Below are 15,162 nucleotides of genomic sequence, written 5' to 3'. Positions count from 1 at the left end.
AGCCTCTCGTCATCACCGAGCCGTGGGTTCGCCGATCACCCGTTCAGCACGCGCGCGCACGGAGTCTCCACCCCGCACTACCGCACGCCGCCGCGCACGTCGCCGCGCTATCGCACGCCGACGAGGATGCCCCGGTGATCGCTGCCGTTATCGGGGAGGACCTCGCTCGATACGGTCGTCAGTCCTCGCACCAGTGCGTGGTCGAGCCGGGCCACCGGGAATTCGGCCGGCCAGGTGAATCCGAGTCCGAGCTCGTCGTCAGCGGCCTCGGTCATTGTCGACAGTAGGGGAGTGAACTTGCGGTCGGTCGTGGCGGTGTTGAAGTCGCCGACGACCAGAATGCGCGACGAACCGTCCGACCGGAGGGTGTCCGTGAGCTGACTCAGCATGGTGTCGCGCTGCGCATACTGTCCCGGCCTCACGGAGGCCAGGTGCACGGCGTAGAGCCGAGTGGTCGCACCCGGGGTGTCCAGATCGACCGACAGCGCCCGATCCCAGCCGAGGCCCAGATCGAGGCGCTTCTGGTTCGTGATGGCCACCTTGCTCCACACGCCGACCGTGCCGACGACTTCGCTGTATGGGTAGGTCGCCGCGAGTGCGCCGGAGACGGCTTCGCGCGAGGTGGCGTCGAGTTCTTGCAAAGCGATCACATCGGGATCGCGAGCGGCCAGGTCGCGCGCGATGTTGGCCGCGGCAGCGTTGTCGGCGTGGATGTTCTCGCTGGCGATGGTGAGGCTGGACGTCCCCAGGCGCATCCCGGGCAGCAGAGTCGGCATGAAAGCGAGCGCCCAGATGGTGGCGGCGGCGGCGACGCACAGGCCGCCGAAAAACGAGAAGCGCACGATCGCAACGAGACCGAGCAGCAGGATCACGACACCCAGCCAGGGCAGAAACGTCTCGAGCAGGGAGGCAGAACCGGCGACGTTCGGAAGGAAACCGTGCCACAGGAGGAGGGCGCCGACTCCGAGCGCAAGAATGCCGATCAGGATGCCGCGCGGGCGGCTGGAGCTGAGGATCGACACTCGCACGATTATTCCGGGCGACCTGCTGAGAACCCGCCGCAAACGCTGTGCACAGCCTGAGGGATGCCCTGGTGACCCTGTGAAGGGAAGGGTACGGTTGCTGTATGACCAACATCTCGCTGAAACTCGCGGAAACGATCAGTTCGAGCGGCATCAAGTCGGTGTACGGCGAGCCGGTCAAGATCGACGGAACGACGATCGTGCCGGTCGCGGCGGTGCAGTACGGCTTCGGCGCCGGCTCGGTCGGCGCCGGCTCGGTCGGTGGAGACGAGGAGTCTCCCGGTGGCGGCGGTGGCGGCGGGGTGAGCATCCCGTTCGGCGCGTACGTGAGCGATGAGCGCGGCACGCACTTCCGCCCGAACATCATCACATTGTTGGCCGTGGGCATCCCGTTCGTCTGGGTGGCGGGCCACGCGTGGTCCCGCGTCATCCGTGCGCTCAAGAAGTAGCAAAGTAGGTCGGAGAACCGGCGTCGACCGACGAGCGCCGACCCACTAGACTGAACGCGAACACGGGAGTCCGGTGAGCCGGGCTGAGAGGAAACTTCTCAAGTTTCGACCGTTGAACCTGATCTGGATCATGCCAGCGCAGGGAGACATTCTCAATTCCCGTGCCCTCTTTTCCTCGAGTGAAAGGGCACGTACAGTGCACGCAACCATTGCAGATTCCACGACACGTCCGACACGGGTTCTCCGCTGGCGCGTCGTCGATATCGTCGTCGCCAGTGTCATCGCCGTCGCGTCGGGCGTCGTCTTCTGGGCCTGGGGCCAGGCCGCCAACCCCCTCTCAGCGCCCGCCTCGGCTGTTCTGCCCGGCTTCCAGGGCATCCTCAACGGGTTCTGGCTGTTCGCCGGCGTTCTCGGAGCGTTGGTGATCCGCAAACCCGGTGCGGCCATCTTCACCGAACTCGTCGCGGCCTGCGTCTCCGCCTTGATCGGCACGCAGTGGGGCGCACTGACGCTGCTTTCGGGCCTGGTTCAGGGACTCGGCGTGGAGATCGTGTTCGCGCTGTTCCTCTACGCGAACTGGAGACTGGGGGTGGCGCTGCTCGCGGGAGCCGGCGCAGGAATCGCCGAGTCGATCCTCGACCTGACGGTCTGGTACCCGGGTTCGAAGATCGAGTTCGTGGTGATTTACACCGTCACGACGACCATCTCGGGCATCGTGGTCGCTGGACTGGGGTCATGGCTGCTCGTCCGGGCGCTGGCCCGCACGGGGGCGCTGAGCCGGTTCGCGGCCGGCCGCGAGGTGACAGGACGGGTGTGACCATCCGTACTCAGGCCGCGCCGCCGCAGAACTCGTCGGTCCCAGCCGCCGTTCGGGTCGGTGACTGGGGCTGGCGTTACTCCGGACGGCGCAACTGGGCGGTCCGCGATCTCACGCTGCGCATCGAGCCGGGTGAACGCGTCCTACTGCTCGGGGCATCCGGGGCGGGGAAGAGCTCATTGCTCGCAGCGCTCGCAGGCGTGCTGGGCGGCGACGACGACGGCGAGAGGTCCGGCACGCTGGAAGTCAGCGGTCTCGACCCCCGAAAAGCCCGCGGAACGAGCGGCCTGCTGTTGCAGGATCCGGACTCGCAGGTGATCCTCGCCCGCGTCGGTGACGATGTGGCGTTCGCCTGCGAGAACCTCGGGGTGCCGCGCGCAGAGATCTGGCCCCGGGTGCGGGAGGCGCTCGACGCGGTTCGACTGCGTGTGCCGCTCGAGCATCCGACGGCCGCCCTGTCCGGCGGGCAGAAGCAACGGCTGGCGCTCGCGGGCCTGCTCGCGATGCGGCCCGGTCTGCTCCTGCTGGATGAGCCGACGGCCAACCTCGACCCCGAGGGCGTCATCGACGTGCGGCGGGCCGTCGCCGAGACGCTGGAGCGCACGGGGGCGACCCTCGTGGTGGTGGAGCACCGGGTGAGCGTGTGGCGAGACCTCGTCGACCGAGTGATCGTGCTCGGCGCCGACGGCGGTGTGCTCGCCGACGGGCCACCGGATGCGGTGCTCGCCGACACCTCGAACGCGTTGCGACGCGCGGGTGTCTGGCTTCCCGATGAGGTCGTCCCGGTACCGCCCCGCGTGACGCTCGGCGCCGACCTTGTGACGGCGCACGAGCTCGTGATCGGTCGTGGTCGGGCGGCGCGCGGGCGACGCTCACGGCGTCGAGGCGGGATGACCGGAACACCGCTGCCGCATCGGATCGATCTCGGAGTCTCTGAGGGCTCGGCTGTGGCCCTGACGGGGCCGAACGGCGTCGGCAAGTCCACCTTGGCGCTCACCCTCGGTGGTCTGCTCCCACCCTTGGGAGGGTTGCTCCGCGCTGAGCCGGCCCTTGCCGGTGACGCGCCTGATGACCCGTCGTCGTGGCGTTCCCGGGAGCTCCTGACCCGCATCGGCAGCGTGTTCCAGAATCCGGAGCACCAGTTCGTCGCATCCACGGTGCGTGCTGAGCTGGAGGTCGGTCCGCGTGCGCTGCACGCAGGACAGGCGGAGGTCGACCGACGGGTGGGGGAGCTTCTCGAGAGGCTCGACCTCGCGTCTCTCGCCGACGCGAATCCGTTCACTCTGTCGGGCGGCCAGAAGCGACGGCTGTCCGTTGCGACCACTCTCGCGACCCGGCCCCGGATGCTCGTGCTCGACGAGCCGACGTTCGGACAGGACGCGCTCACCTGGGCGGGCCTGGTTGAGATGATCGGAGAGCTGCGAGCTGAGGGTCACGCGATCGTCGCCTCGACGCACGACGCGGAGTTCGTCGCGGCGATCGGCGCGGAGGTGCTCCACCTCGACGCGTCAGCTGACGAGACCGCGTTGAGCCTGGGCGGGGGTGCGGCATGAGCATCCTCGCTCCCGTGCAGCACGGCCCGCTCGCGAAGCTGAATCCGGTCTCCAAGCTCGCCGCAGCACTTCTGATCAGTGCCGTACTGCTGATCTCGATCGACTGGGTCTCGGCCGCTGTTGCCTTGACCGCCGAACTCGTGCTGCTGGCTTTCGCGCGCATCCCGTGGCGGATCGTGCTCGTTCGCACGGCACCGATCTGGATAGCTGCGCCGCTCGCCGGGCTCACGACTCTGCTCTACGGACGCACCGGCGGCACGGTCTACGTGCAGTGGCTGCTGGTGGAGATCAGTGACGGCTCGATCGAGCTCGCGATCGCGACGGCGCTGCGCATCCTCGCGATCGGTCTTCCGGCGGTGCTGCTCTTCGTGACGATCGATCCGACCGACCTCGCCGACGGTCTCGCGCAGGTGCTCAAGCTGCCCGCACGGTTCGTTCTCGGTGGCCTGGCGGGCCTTCGCCTGGTCGGCCTGTTCGTCGACGACTGGCGTGCGCTCACGCTGGCTCGCCGCGCACGCGGGGTGGCCGAGACCGGAGTGGTGCGCCGGATGCTCGGCCAGTCTTTCGCGCTGTTCGTCCTGTCGATCCGCCGCGGCACCAAACTCGCCACGGCGATGGAGGCACGCGGATTCGGGTCGCTCGTGGAGCGGACGTGGGCGCGTCCGTCGGTCTTCCGCGGCCGCGATTGGGCGGCGATCGCCGTCGCACTCGCGGTGGCGCTCCTGGCTGCAGGCGTCGCGATCGCGGTGGGGAGCTGGAATGTCGTCACTGCCTGAGGTCGCGGAGCTCCTTCGTGCCGCTGTGAGGGAAGCGACGGAAGCGACGGACGCAGCGAACGCGGCGACCGGGTCCGCGGGTCGCGCCGTAGTGGTGCTCATCGACGGCCCGAGCGGGGCCGGCAAGAGCACGCTCGCCGATCTGCTCGTCGCGGAGTGGCCGACGACCGCGGCACCGCAACTGGTCCGGATGGACGATCTCTATCCGGGCTGGTCGGGTCTGGATGTCGCGAGCGTCTCCATCGGGCGCGACCTGCTCACTCCGTTGCTGGCCGGACTGCCCGCTGGATGGCGGCGCTGGAACTGGGCCGACGATGCGCCCGCCGAATGGCACGCAGTCGATCCGGCGCGCCCCGTCGTCGTCGAGGGATGCGGCACCCTCGCCCGCGCGAACGCGCCGCAGGCCGACCTGTGCATCTGGCTCGATGCCGACGATGTGCTGCGGAAGGAACGCGCGCTCGCACGCGACGGCCTCGCGTTCGAGGGCCACTGGGACCAGTGGCAGAGCGACTTCGAACGGTACGTCGACCGTGAGCATCCCCGTCGCAACGCGGATCTGATTCTGGACGTGACGGCCTGCTCGATCGAAACGGGGTCGACGAGGCTCGCGGGGCGCTAACGTTGTGCCATGAGCGATGCAGAACACACCGATACCGAATACATCGTCGAGTACGTCGACGGCCCCCTGACCGGCACGAGCGAGCGACGCCTGCTGATCGACGGCGAGGTGGACGAGCGCATCGGCGCTGTGGCTGCGATCGACGGCCTCGAGTCCCTGTTCTGGTACGTCGCGGGCGAGGTGCGGGAGCTGGGTGGCGAGAAGTACGTGTCGTACCACTTCGACTCCCCGGACAGCGACCCGGTCGAGTCGGACGAGGAGCAGGAGTCGCTCTAGGCCCAGCCGAGTTCGTGCAGTCGTTCGTCGTCGATGCCGTAGTAGTGCGCGATCTCGTGCACGAGGGTCACGTGGACCTCGTCACGGAGCTGCTCTTCATCGTCGCTGATATCCAGCAGCGGCTCACGATAGAGGATGATGCGGTCGGGCATTTCGCCGAATCCGTAGGTGTCCCGCTCCGTGAGAGCGACACCGTCGTAGAGCCCGAGGAGGTCGAGCGAGCCGTCCTCGGGACGGTCCTCGACGACGAAGACGACGTTGTCGAGCCCGTCGACCATCTCGTCGGGCAGGGCGTCGAGCTCGTCCGTGACCAGGAATTCGAAGGCCTCGGCGTCGAGCTCCATCAGCAGGCCGCCTGAGCGGAGAGGTTCGCGGGGGTGGTCACCCGGTGAGTTTACCGGTGACCACCCCCGCGATTCCTCGATACCGTCCGGGGATCAGTACCAGTTGGACGACTGCGAGTGCGCCCAGGCGCCACAGGGGGAGCCGTAGCCGCGGGCGATGTAGTCGAGTCCCCACTTGATCTGCGTCGCCGCATTCGTCGCCCAGTCGGCGCCGGCGGTCGCCATCTTGCTGCCGGGCAGAGCCTGCGGGATGCCGGTGGCGCCGCTGCCTCCGTTCGAGGCCTTGTAGTTCCAGCTCGATTCCTTCTGCCACAGGTTGGTCAGGCACTGGAACTCGCCCGGTCCCCACCCGTGCAGAGTGGACGCCAGCTCGCGCGCGGTGGCCTTGGCCCCTTCGGGGGTGTTCGCATTGGCCAGCGCCTGTGCGGCTGCCGCGGCGGCGACGCGATCGGCTTCGGCGCCGGCAGCGGCGAGCGCATCCGATGCGGCCTGGGTGGCGTCGATGTTCTTGCGCAGGGTCGAGTCATCGAGCTTGGTGATATCGCCGAGGCCGGCGATGGCTGTCTTCGCGGCCGACGTGTCGGTCTTCGTTTCATTGGCGGCGACGGTGGCGGTGGCACCGGCCATGGTCGTCTTCGCTTCGGACTCGAGTCGCTCGCGAACGATCGTCGCGTAGATGGAGAGCTGTTCGTGGTGCATTCCGGTCGCTTCGGACAGGGTCCGGGTGTCCTTCTCGGACTGCTGCTGGGCGAGAGCCGGCGCGATCAGGGATGCGGTCATGAGGGTGGCTGCGACGCCTTTGACCAGGCGGCTGAGGGGGAGGTTGTTCTTGAGGGCGGTTCTGAGCATTCTCTTCCAGAGTTCTTCGCTTCCCCGTCGGCGGCCGGGCACGGTTCGTGACCGGGTTCGGCGCAGCTCGGCCCTTCACTGGTGGGGGAAGGGGCGATCAGACGGGCTGAAACCGCGCCAGGATGCGCGAAGGCGACCGGCGACCAGTGGTGGTCAGAGGGCGCGCTTCACGCGACGCGGGTGTGACGCGCGAACGGAGCGGCGCATCCGGGGTTCAGGGGGGAGGATGCGGGCAATGCGCGACACGACGGCATACAGTGCCGTCGACCGAACAACACTAGAGGCCCATTCTGGGCAGATCAGGCGGATTCCCTGGGAAGGACGTGTGTGCGGCGGTCAGCGCGGGGCGTCGACCTCGACGTCGACATGACGCTCGGCGTCGGCCATGCGCTTGTCGGTGACCCAGTACATCCCGATCAGCAGTGTGAGGGTCAGCCCGCCCATGATCGCGAACACGGGCTGCAGACCGAGGAACTCGGCGAGGATGCCACCGGCGGCTGCTCCCAGTGGCATCGTTCCCCAGGCCACGAGGCGATACGCACTGTTCAGGCGTCCGAGAAGACGGGGAGGGGTGATGCGCTGACGCAGCGAGACCGTGATCACGTTCCAGACCGAGATCGTCACACCTCCGACCAGGAAGGCCGCGCCGATCACCCACGGATCGGAGGTGAATGCCGGCGTGGCCAGCGAGAGCAGGCTTCCGAGAATGGTGAGGGTCAACGCGCGGGCACGGCCGAGCCAGTGCTCGATCCGCTCGGCGATGAGCGAACCTGCCACGCTGCCCGCGGCGGAGGCGGTGAGCAGCAATCCGTATCCCGGGTCGGTGAGCTTCATGGCCGAGTCCGGCCCGACGGCGTAGAGCACGAGTACGGTGAAGACCGCGTTTCCGGCGAAATTGAAGATGCCGACCATGATCGCGAGCACGCGCAGCAGCGTGTTGTGCCAGAGGAAGCGCAAGCCCTCGGCGATGTCGGCTCGTATGGTCGTGGTGCCCGGGTGGTCGGTCGAGAAGTTGCCTCGAAGCAGCAACAGGATGCCGATGGCGACCACCCACAGGATCACGGGCACGCCGAATGCGACGGAAGCCCCCGCGGCGACCAGAATGCCGCCGAGCGGGGGGCCGATGAACTGGTTGGTGGTGAGCTCAGCGGCATAGAGGCGTCCGTTGGCGCGCGACAGTGCGGACCGTCCCACGAGCTGGGGGAGGATCGACTGGGACGATGTGTCGTAGATCGTCTCGGCCACGCCGATGCAGACGGCTGCGACATAGAGGGCCCAGATCGATCCGGCGCCGAAGACGGTCGTGAGTGTGAGGATCGCGAGGAACGCCGCCCGCGCGGCGTTCGCGATCAGCATGAGCCGGCGCCGGTCGAATCGGTCGGCGAGTGCGCCTGCTGTGAGAGCGAAGAGAAGCCAGGGGAGCGTGAACGCGAAGGCCAGTCCCGCGATGAGCGCGGGGGAGTCCGTGAAGCGAATCGCGACCAGCGGAAGGGCGACCTTCATCACGCCGTCGGCGAGGTTGGAGAGCGCGGACGAGGTCCACAGCTTCCAGAAAGCGGCGCCGAGCGAAGCATTCATAAGTGAAGAATCTCACATCGATTGAGAAAATTCAAATCGATCTTGATTATCTCAATTCAACGCTATCCTGGGCTCATGGATGCGAACCAGAACCCGGTCGACGCGAAGCGCCGGCCCGCCACGGTCAAAGAGGCTAAGGCGCTGGCGAATCCGCTGCGCGTGAGGATGGTGCGTCTGTGCGGGCAGTACGAGCTGACCAACAAGCAGCTCGCCGATCGCCTCGGCATCGACCCCGGCACCGCGCACTATCACGTGAAGCAGCTCGTCGACGCGGGGTTCCTCGAGCCGGCCCCCGTCCGCACGGGGGAGAGCGGTGCGCTGGAGAAGCCGTACCGTTCCACCGGTCGCAGCTGGTGGCTCTCGGATGCCCTCGACGTCTCCGACATGGACGCCCCGTTCGGCCCGGTCGAGGCTTTTCAGCAGGAGCTCGCCGAGGCGGGTCCGTCGTCGATCGCCACGTATGCGCGGTTCTCCCTCCACCTCTCTCCGGAAGACGTCGTGGAGCTGGACCGCCGCATCGTCGCCGTGCTCGACGAGTACGTCGAGACGGATGAGCAGCGCACGGAACTGCCGGTGCACGGGGGACTCTTCCTGCTGCACCGCTCAGCCGACTAGCCGGGCGCCGTTCGTGGCACCCGGCCAGCCGTTCCAAGCAGAGCCCGATCAGTGCCCGGCTAATTCCACGGCGAAGGCGCCGGCGGCGGATTCACCGCCGGACGGTCATCGCAGGTGATGGTGTTGGGGAGCTCCCAGGGTGCGAGCCAGGGCCCCGTCACGCCGCCTCCGTCGTTGCCGCCGAGGTCGGTGAGGGAGAACTCGGAGCCCGTCGGCGGGAAGTTGAACGACCCGCAGTTGTTGACGCCGACCGCGCCGACATTGCGCGCATCCACATTCTGGAAGGACGCGGACCCCGCGGATCGCGCGCTGACGACCGAGGTGCCTGTTCCGTCGACCCGGATGTCCCGGAAGTGGACGTTGGTGATCGTGTAGAGATCCTTCACCGGGAAGTCCGTGACCAGCATGATGGCGTTGTACGTGCTGTCGAGGAAGTGGTCGCCGACGACCTGGACGTCCGCGTCGATGTTGCGCTCCAGCGCGTAGAACCAGATCGCACCGAGCCCGATGTTCCAGTTGAGCTCGTAGGTTCCTGCACGCACCGTGGTGTTGTCGGTGATCCACAGGTGGCCGGCGAACGGCTGGGCACCGAAGCGAGCGCCCACCTGGATGGCGCTGCCTTCGCGCAACGGGTCGGCGACCAGATTGCTCGAGACGGTGATGTCAGTGCCGCCGTAGATCGCGATGCCGTTCGCGAGCGTCGGCGTCTGCACGGTGTTGTGGTCGAACGTGTTCTTCGCATTCGCGGTCTCCTCCGACCACATCGCCAGCCCGTCGTCACCGGTGTTGCGCACGAAGTTGTTCGACGCGATCGAATTCGTCACGCCGGTGTGGAAGTTGAGTCCGTCGGCGATCTGGTCGGCGATCTGATTGCCGGTGATCCGCACGTTGTTCATCGGCCCGTCGAGCCAGATCGCAACCTTGGTGTGGTGGATGTAGAGCCCATCGATGGTCGAGTCGCTGAGCGCCCCGCCGATCCCGTTGACCTGGTCCGTGTCGATGCGTTCCCGCACGTCGCCCTCGATGGTGAACCCCGAGAGGTGCACGTTCTTGCTGCCCCCCGCCGACGCATCCTTGCCGTAGAAGCCGACGCCGGTGTGAACGGACCCGTCGGGAGCGGGTGTCGCCAGCGCGACCTCCTTGCCCTTGATGATCGTGTACCAGCTGCCCGCGCCTTCGATCGTCACGTTGTCGACGATGATGTGGCGGTTGACCTGGTAGACGCCCGGCGGAACGTAGACCTTGAGGTGGGTCTTCTTGGCGAAGGCGATGGCTTTGTCGAAGGCGTTCGCCGAGTCGCGCTTTCCGAACGGGTCGGCGCCGAAGGCGAGGACGTTCGCCGCGAGAACCCGCACGTGCGGAGCCCCGACGAGCTGCGAGTCGAGCAAGTCGATGGTGGTGGTGGTGGCGGCAGGCGAGCCCGCGGGCACGGTCAGGCGGATCTTGTCGCCCGCCTTGTACGTGCGCCCGAGGAGCAGCCGCTGCTCGTCGTAGAAGTGCATGGGGCGGAACGGTTTCGAGATGACCGGGGAGGGCGTCGTGGCGTTCGGCACGCATCCGCACTCGGTGATCCACCAGTCCGGATGCAGCAGGTCGGCGTTCGGGTCGTTCGTGAACTGGTACTGGTTGTACAGCCAGGAGTACTGCGACGTGAGCGTCATCGTCTTCTTCGCTCCGCCGTTCACCGTCACAGCGAGCGGTGCCGTGATTCCGCCACCGTTCGGGGAATCGGGGATGCTGTAGCGAACGGTGATCGCGTTGGTCGCGCCCGGGAGGATGAACTCGACGTATTGGCCGGCGGTGAGGGAGACGGCGCTACGACCGGAGGCTTCAGCGGGGAGAGTGTAAGCGGCGCGGTCGGGTCCGATGATCGTGCCGGTGGTCGCGGCCTTCTCGGCTTCCTGTTCGGCGAAATCGACAGCGGCACCGCGGCCGGCGACCAAAGCCGGGTCGAGCGCGGCGCGGGTGACGGGGCTCGCCGCAGCCGGAGCGGCTGCGGCGGGCGCGGCGAAGCCCACCATGGAGACCGCGGCGGCCAGGGCGGCTGCGATCGCGACGGGGCGGAACACGTTTCTGGTCATCGTCGACTGGATCCTCTCGGAATGTGCACGTCATCGGACACGCTCGGGGCGGCGACCGCCCGGAGAGTTGCCCAGACGATACGGCCCACGGGAACCGCTCCACAAGAGTCTGAGAGGAAATGTCGACGAATTGTCGAGTTATTGCAGGATGCTACGCAAGAGTCCGCAAATTCTGCCGCCGGATTACGGTGCCGGCGCTCAGGGAGCGCGATTCTCCGGCGGCGCGGTGTGTCGACCGGCAGCATCGGGGACGTCGGCAGCGGTTTGGTCCGTCTGAGCGGGCCGGGCATCCGGATCGATGTCGTCGGCCTTGCGCAGCTTCTCGTCGGACTGGGAGCGGGCGTCTGCGGCATCGTCCTGACGGGCTGCCGCTTCCTGCCGGAGCCGCTCGGCGTCGACCTCGGCCTGCTGGGCGTCGGCCTCCGCTCGGGCGGCCTTGGCCTCGCGCTCCCGTGCAGCCAGACCGTCGTCGGCCGCTGACTGCCGCAACTCTGCGGCCCGGTTGCGATCGGCTTCCTGCTTGCGGCGCCGGCCGGTCATGACCGTGACGGCGATGATGACGGCGATCACCACGACCACGATGATGATCACGATGATGAGTGTGGTTGTGTCCATGCCAGAGCACAGTACGCCCCTGGCGGCCGAGCGCCACTAGGGTATGCGCATGTACTTCGCGATGATCGCCGGACTCATGCTCGTCCTTCCGCTCGTCTCGATCGTGATCGAGGGCGTCGCCACGGGCTGGAGTGTCGACGCGCTGACGCTCGTCGGCACGTGGTTCGTGTTCTGGGGGATCGGCGTGCGCTTATTCGTCGCGGGCATCAGCCAGACGGTGCGTCCCGGCTTCACGGCTGAGAACATCCTCGGAAAGAAGGATGCGGACGCGGATCAGATCGTGCAGGAGCTCGGTTTCGCGAACCTGTCGTTCGGCGTGGTCGCCATCCTGTCGCTGCCGTTCCCGTCGTGGCTGGCGCCCGCCGCGCTTGCGGGCGGACTCTACCTCCTGATCGCGGGCATCCGCCATCTCCCCAAGCGGAACAAGAACATCAAGGAGTGGTTCGCGACGGTCAGCGATCTGCTCGTTGGAGTCATCGCCGTGTTCGTCGCGATCGCCACGCTGGTGCGCGGCTGACTCCGGCTCGGTAAAGCCACGCTCGGTAATACTTGGGGTGAGTAACGGGGCTTGAACCCGCGACCTCCTGGACCACAACCAGGCGCTCTACCAACTGAGCTATACCCACCATGTCTTCGAGCGATTCTCTGCGTCTCGCTCAAAGCAACTCGACGATTCTATTACATCTGCGACGCCCATTTTTCCACCACGTCCTGAGAGATCGTCTGGACGTCCTCCGTGGCCGGTCCCGGCTCGGCCACGAACGCCGCCCGACGGTAGTACTCGAGCTCTCGGATCGACTCGAGAATGTCGGCGAGGGCCCGGTGTCCGCCGTGCTTCTCTGGGGCGTTGAAGTACACGCGGGGGAACCAGCGGCGGGAGAGTTCTTTGATCGAGGAGACGTCGACGCTGCGGTAGTGGAGATGGTTGTCGAGCCGCGGCATGAACTTGGCGATGAACATCCGGTCGGTGCCGATCGTGTTGCCCGCGAGGGGCGCGCTGCGTGCCGTCGGCGCGAACTTCAGCACGTACTCGAGCACCTCGTACTCGGCCTCGCCGAGGCTCTTCCCGTTCGGGATCTCTTCGATGAGACCGGAGGTGGTGTGCATGTCGCGCACGAAATCGCCCATGTTCTCGAGGGCGGACTCGTCGGGCTTGATCACGATGCTGAGTCCAGGGTCGAGAACGTTCAGTTCGAAGTCGGTGATCACCACCGCGATCTCGACGAGTTCGTCGACCTCGAGGTCGAGCCCGGTCATTTCGCAGTCGATCCAGACCAGTCGATCCGAGGAGTTAGCCATGAGAAAAGTCTAGTGCTGGGCTCCGACGGGGCACGGCACGGGCTGTTTGGCGTCGATCCCGTCGCCCGCGGAGATGTGGCGCAGGCGGCGCCCGACCCACGGAATCGCGTACACCCGCAGCCAGGTTCGCAGTGGGAGGGGCTCCGGTGGCGGCGTCGGCGTCTCCGGAGTGCTCCTGGAGGCGATCTCGGCATACGGGACGCCGAGAGTGTGCGCCGCCTTCGCCGCGAGCAGCCGGTGCCCACCCGCGCTGAGGTGCACCCGGTCCGACGCCCACATGGCGCCGTCCTGGAACTCGCGCACGCCCCAGACGTCGAGCACGATCGACTCGGTCTCCCGCGCGATGCTCCAGACATTGGCGTTGAAGACGGCGGCGCGCCCACGGAACGGCTTGAGGAAGAACGCGAACTGGGGGTCGAACAGATTCGCGAGCAGCACGGTCGCTCCCGCTGCGCGCAGCGACCGGATGCCCGTGTCGAGCCGCTCTGCCAGCGCATCCGGATCTGCGGCCGGGCTCATCAGGTCGTTGCCGCCGACCATCACCGAGACGAGGTCGGGACGGAGTGTCAGGGCTCGCGGGATCTGATCGGAGACCACATCTCCGATCCGGCGGCCCCGAACGGCCAGGTTGGCGAATTCGAACGGGTGCCCGGCAAGCCGCGCGTCCCCGTCCAGGATCGCGGCCAGCCTGTCGGCCCAGCCGAGCCATCCCGCCGGATGCCCGGGGGCAGCATCGCAGAGCCCTTCGGTGATCGAATCTCCGAGGGCGACGTACCTGGTGAAGGCGGCTCGGCTCACAGGTGTGATTCTGCCGACCTCTCGCGAACACCGGGTGAAGCCCGCGCCCCTGACGCCCGATGGTCGACGGATGTTCGCCCGACGTACACTGACGGGGGAGCATTCGTCATCGGCGGTTAGCCCACCCGTCACCGTGCGCAGGAGGTCCGCGGACATGAAACTCACGTTGTACACCTCCGCATTCTGCGAACCGTGCATGCAGACCAGAGCGGTGCTCGCCGAGGCGTCGAGGCTGGTGCCGTCGGCGACCGTGACCGAGTTCGATGTGGCCCGGGAGACCGAACGAGCGGAGTCCGACCGCATCCGGATCACTCCGACCGTGATCGTGAGCACCGCAGACGGTCGGGAAGTGTTCCGCGCAGAAGGTGTCCCGACGCTGCAGCAGGTGCTCGTGGCGGCGGCGAAGGCGGTCTGAGGGTCACGAAACGCCACTCGGTTCCGTGGTTGGTCGCTGCGTGCGCGGTTTCCCGCCATGATGTGATCATCGGCGCCGACGTGCGCACGAGTGAGAGGGTCCACCGATGAGCACTGACACCAAGAAAAGCAGTTCGGACAACGCTGTCGTCCGGTACCTGAAGCGCAAGTGGCTGGCGATCGTCCTCGTCGTGCTGCTGATCGTCGTGGCGATTCAGAACGGCGTCGGCGACGACAAGGCGACCATCTTCCTGCTCTGGACGCAGGTGACCATGCCGACCTGGCTGCTCGTGCTGATCGTGTTCGTCATCGGCGGTATCGTCGGCTGGATCTTCGCCCGCAACCGCGCCGCCCGCCGCGCCCGGCGCTGACCAGCGAGCGGGCGCTCCGGTGCCTCGATGAGAAGGTTGCGGCGAGTGGGCGCTCCGGTGCCCTCGGCAGGAATCGAACCTGCGACCAAGAGATTAGAAGGCTCCTGCTCTATCCGCTGAGCTACGAGGGCGGGCTGTTCCACGATACCGCAGCGTGCGGTTCGTGCCCGCCGGGCTCAGCGGAGGCGCTCGCCGGCTTTGACGCGTTCCGCTGTTCTGGCGATGCGGCGTGAACGGGTCTCCGGACGGGTCGCCTGCTCGATCCAGCGTTCGTATTCGCGCTGGTGGCTGTAGCTCATCGCGCGGAAGGCGTCGAGGGCACCGCTGACCTTGAGGGCCTCGCTCGCATCCTGGGCGAGTTCGACGATGCGCTCGGACGTGTCGAGTGCGATCGTGACGTGCACGGTGTCGCCTTCGAGTTTGCCGAGCCGCTCACGGATGCTCTTGAGCACGAGGATGAGGTGCGAGCCGCCGCCGTAGGTCACCAGTGAACCGCGGTACTCCTCGCTGTCGAAGCTCGCGACGACGGGGATGCGTCCGGCGCTTCCGAATGTCTCGAGCACGTCGAACGGGAAGTCGACGAACGTCTGGGAGTTCTCGGCCTCGCCCCGCTGGAGTACTGCGTCGAACTCGAGCGGACCTGGATCTCTGTAGCTTGGCACAGTGCCGAGTTTAGCTCAGGTACT

19 protein-coding genes, 2 tRNA genes and 1 riboswitch are annotated in these 15,162 nt (G+C 67.1%); of the genes, 10 read left to right on the top strand and 11 right to left on the bottom strand.

What is annotated here, in order from left to right:
- Nucleotides 1-107: 107 nt before the first annotated feature.
- Nucleotides 108-1,022: an endonuclease/exonuclease/phosphatase family protein gene (locus ACFVV0_RS14900; RefSeq protein WP_387064571.1), complete on the bottom strand. Its 915-nt coding sequence runs from the start codon at nt 1,020-1,022 to the stop codon at nt 108-110.
- 104 nt (nt 1,023-1,126) lie between these two features.
- Between ACFVV0_RS14900 and ACFVV0_RS14895 the strand changes: the two genes are divergently transcribed.
- The 6 genes from ACFVV0_RS14895 (at nt 1,127) to ACFVV0_RS14870 (ending at nt 5,512) form a co-directional block, all read left to right on the top strand.
- Nucleotides 1,127-1,471, top strand: a complete 345-nt coding sequence (locus ACFVV0_RS14895; protein WP_387064568.1) for a spore germination protein GerW family protein — start codon at nt 1,127-1,129, stop codon at nt 1,469-1,471.
- 61 nt (nt 1,472-1,532) lie between these two features.
- Nucleotides 1,533-1,633, top strand: a riboswitch (TPP riboswitch).
- A 34-nt stretch (nt 1,634-1,667) separates the two neighbouring features.
- The gene (locus ACFVV0_RS14890; protein WP_387064565.1) at nt 1,668-2,288 is read left to right on the top strand and encodes an ECF transporter S component; all 621 of its coding nucleotides are present in this window, start codon (nt 1,668-1,670) and stop codon (nt 2,286-2,288) included.
- Nucleotides 2,207-3,841: an ABC transporter ATP-binding protein gene (locus ACFVV0_RS14885; RefSeq protein WP_387064562.1), complete on the top strand. Its 1,635-nt coding sequence runs from the start codon at nt 2,207-2,209 to the stop codon at nt 3,839-3,841. Before ACFVV0_RS14890 ends, ACFVV0_RS14885 begins: the two co-directional genes overlap by 82 nt.
- The gene (locus ACFVV0_RS14880; RefSeq protein ID WP_387064559.1) at nt 3,838-4,617 is read left to right on the top strand and encodes an energy-coupling factor transporter transmembrane component T family protein; all 780 of its coding nucleotides are present in this window, start codon (nt 3,838-3,840) and stop codon (nt 4,615-4,617) included. The genes ACFVV0_RS14885 and ACFVV0_RS14880 overlap by 4 nt, the downstream gene beginning before the upstream one ends.
- Nucleotides 4,601-5,236, top strand: coding sequence for an ATP-binding protein (locus tag ACFVV0_RS14875; RefSeq protein ID WP_387064557.1), 636 nt, complete (start codon nt 4,601-4,603; stop codon nt 5,234-5,236). Before ACFVV0_RS14880 ends, ACFVV0_RS14875 begins: the two co-directional genes overlap by 17 nt.
- A 9-nt stretch (nt 5,237-5,245) precedes the next feature.
- Nucleotides 5,246-5,512 (top strand): hypothetical protein, encoded by a 267-nt coding sequence (locus ACFVV0_RS14870; protein ID WP_387064554.1) that lies wholly within the window; start codon nt 5,246-5,248, stop codon nt 5,510-5,512.
- Here the strand turns inward: ACFVV0_RS14870 and ACFVV0_RS14865 are convergent.
- The 3 genes from ACFVV0_RS14865 to ACFVV0_RS14855 all read right to left on the bottom strand — a co-directional run bounded on the left by ACFVV0_RS14865 (nt 5,509) and on the right by ACFVV0_RS14855 (nt 8,283).
- The gene (locus tag ACFVV0_RS14865) at nt 5,509-5,856 is read right to left on the bottom strand and encodes a metallopeptidase family protein (protein ID WP_387064551.1); all 348 of its coding nucleotides are present in this window, start codon (nt 5,854-5,856) and stop codon (nt 5,509-5,511) included. The two genes, ACFVV0_RS14870 and ACFVV0_RS14865, sit on opposite strands and share 4 nt — an antisense overlap.
- A 93-nt stretch (nt 5,857-5,949) precedes the next feature.
- Complete coding sequence (locus ACFVV0_RS14860) at nt 5,950-6,705, bottom strand: hypothetical protein (protein WP_387064548.1); 756 nt, start codon at nt 6,703-6,705, stop codon at nt 5,950-5,952.
- 336 nt (nt 6,706-7,041) lie between these two features.
- Nucleotides 7,042-8,283, bottom strand: a complete 1,242-nt coding sequence (locus ACFVV0_RS14855) for an MFS transporter (RefSeq protein ID WP_387064545.1) — start codon at nt 8,281-8,283, stop codon at nt 7,042-7,044.
- A 75-nt stretch (nt 8,284-8,358) separates the two neighbouring features.
- On the opposite strand from ACFVV0_RS14855, the gene ACFVV0_RS14850 reads away from it, so the two are divergent.
- Entirely contained in the window at nt 8,359-8,898 is a 540-nt protein-coding gene (locus ACFVV0_RS14850) for an ArsR/SmtB family transcription factor (RefSeq protein WP_387064543.1), read from the top strand.
- A gap of 59 nt (nt 8,899-8,957) precedes the next feature.
- On the opposite strand, the gene ACFVV0_RS14845 is transcribed toward ACFVV0_RS14850, so the two are convergent.
- Nucleotides 8,958-10,979: a glycosyl hydrolase family 28-related protein gene (locus ACFVV0_RS14845; protein ID WP_387064540.1), complete on the bottom strand. Its 2,022-nt coding sequence runs from the start codon at nt 10,977-10,979 to the stop codon at nt 8,958-8,960.
- A 198-nt stretch (nt 10,980-11,177) separates the two neighbouring features.
- Complete coding sequence (locus tag ACFVV0_RS14840; RefSeq protein ID WP_387064538.1) at nt 11,178-11,594, bottom strand: hypothetical protein; 417 nt, start codon at nt 11,592-11,594, stop codon at nt 11,178-11,180.
- 49 nt (nt 11,595-11,643) lie between these two features.
- Between ACFVV0_RS14840 and ACFVV0_RS14835 the strand changes: the two genes are divergently transcribed.
- The gene (locus ACFVV0_RS14835; RefSeq protein WP_387064535.1) at nt 11,644-12,111 is read left to right on the top strand and encodes a DUF6790 family protein; all 468 of its coding nucleotides are present in this window, start codon (nt 11,644-11,646) and stop codon (nt 12,109-12,111) included.
- 33 nt (nt 12,112-12,144) lie between these two features.
- Here ACFVV0_RS14835 and ACFVV0_RS14830 read toward each other — a convergent pair.
- From ACFVV0_RS14830 to ACFVV0_RS14820, 3 genes are all read right to left on the bottom strand, one after another.
- Nucleotides 12,145-12,220, bottom strand: a tRNA-His gene (locus ACFVV0_RS14830).
- A gap of 52 nt (nt 12,221-12,272) precedes the next feature.
- Entirely contained in the window at nt 12,273-12,893 is a 621-nt protein-coding gene (gene orn, locus ACFVV0_RS14825) for an oligoribonuclease (RefSeq protein WP_387064533.1), read from the bottom strand.
- A gap of 9 nt (nt 12,894-12,902) precedes the next feature.
- Nucleotides 12,903-13,691 (bottom strand): SGNH/GDSL hydrolase family protein, encoded by a 789-nt coding sequence (locus ACFVV0_RS14820; protein WP_387064531.1) that lies wholly within the window; start codon nt 13,689-13,691, stop codon nt 12,903-12,905.
- Between the two features lie 154 nt (nt 13,692-13,845).
- Here ACFVV0_RS14820 and ACFVV0_RS14815 point away from each other — a divergent pair, with 154 nt between their 5' ends.
- Nucleotides 13,846-14,106, top strand: a complete 261-nt coding sequence (locus tag ACFVV0_RS14815) for a thioredoxin (protein ID WP_387064529.1) — start codon at nt 13,846-13,848, stop codon at nt 14,104-14,106.
- Nucleotides 14,107-14,212: 106 nt separating this feature from the next.
- Entirely contained in the window at nt 14,213-14,476 is a 264-nt protein-coding gene (locus ACFVV0_RS14810) for a LapA family protein (RefSeq protein ID WP_387064527.1), read from the top strand.
- A gap of 58 nt (nt 14,477-14,534) precedes the next feature.
- Here ACFVV0_RS14810 and ACFVV0_RS14805 read toward each other — a convergent pair.
- Nucleotides 14,535-14,607 (bottom strand) — tRNA-Arg (locus ACFVV0_RS14805).
- A 45-nt stretch (nt 14,608-14,652) separates the two neighbouring features.
- Nucleotides 14,653-15,138 carry a YdeI/OmpD-associated family protein gene (locus tag ACFVV0_RS14800; RefSeq protein ID WP_387064524.1) on the bottom strand — a complete coding sequence of 162 codons (486 nt, stop codon included), beginning with the start codon at nt 15,136-15,138 and terminating at the stop codon, nt 14,653-14,655.
- Nucleotides 15,139-15,162: the final 24 nt, after the last annotated feature.

Source organism: Leifsonia sp. NPDC058230 (assembly GCF_042882245.1).
GTDB lineage: Bacteria > Actinomycetota > Actinomycetes > Actinomycetales > Microbacteriaceae > Leifsonia.
The sequence above is the reverse complement of the archived record's forward strand: the minus strand, read 5'-3'. Positions and strand labels throughout refer to the sequence as shown.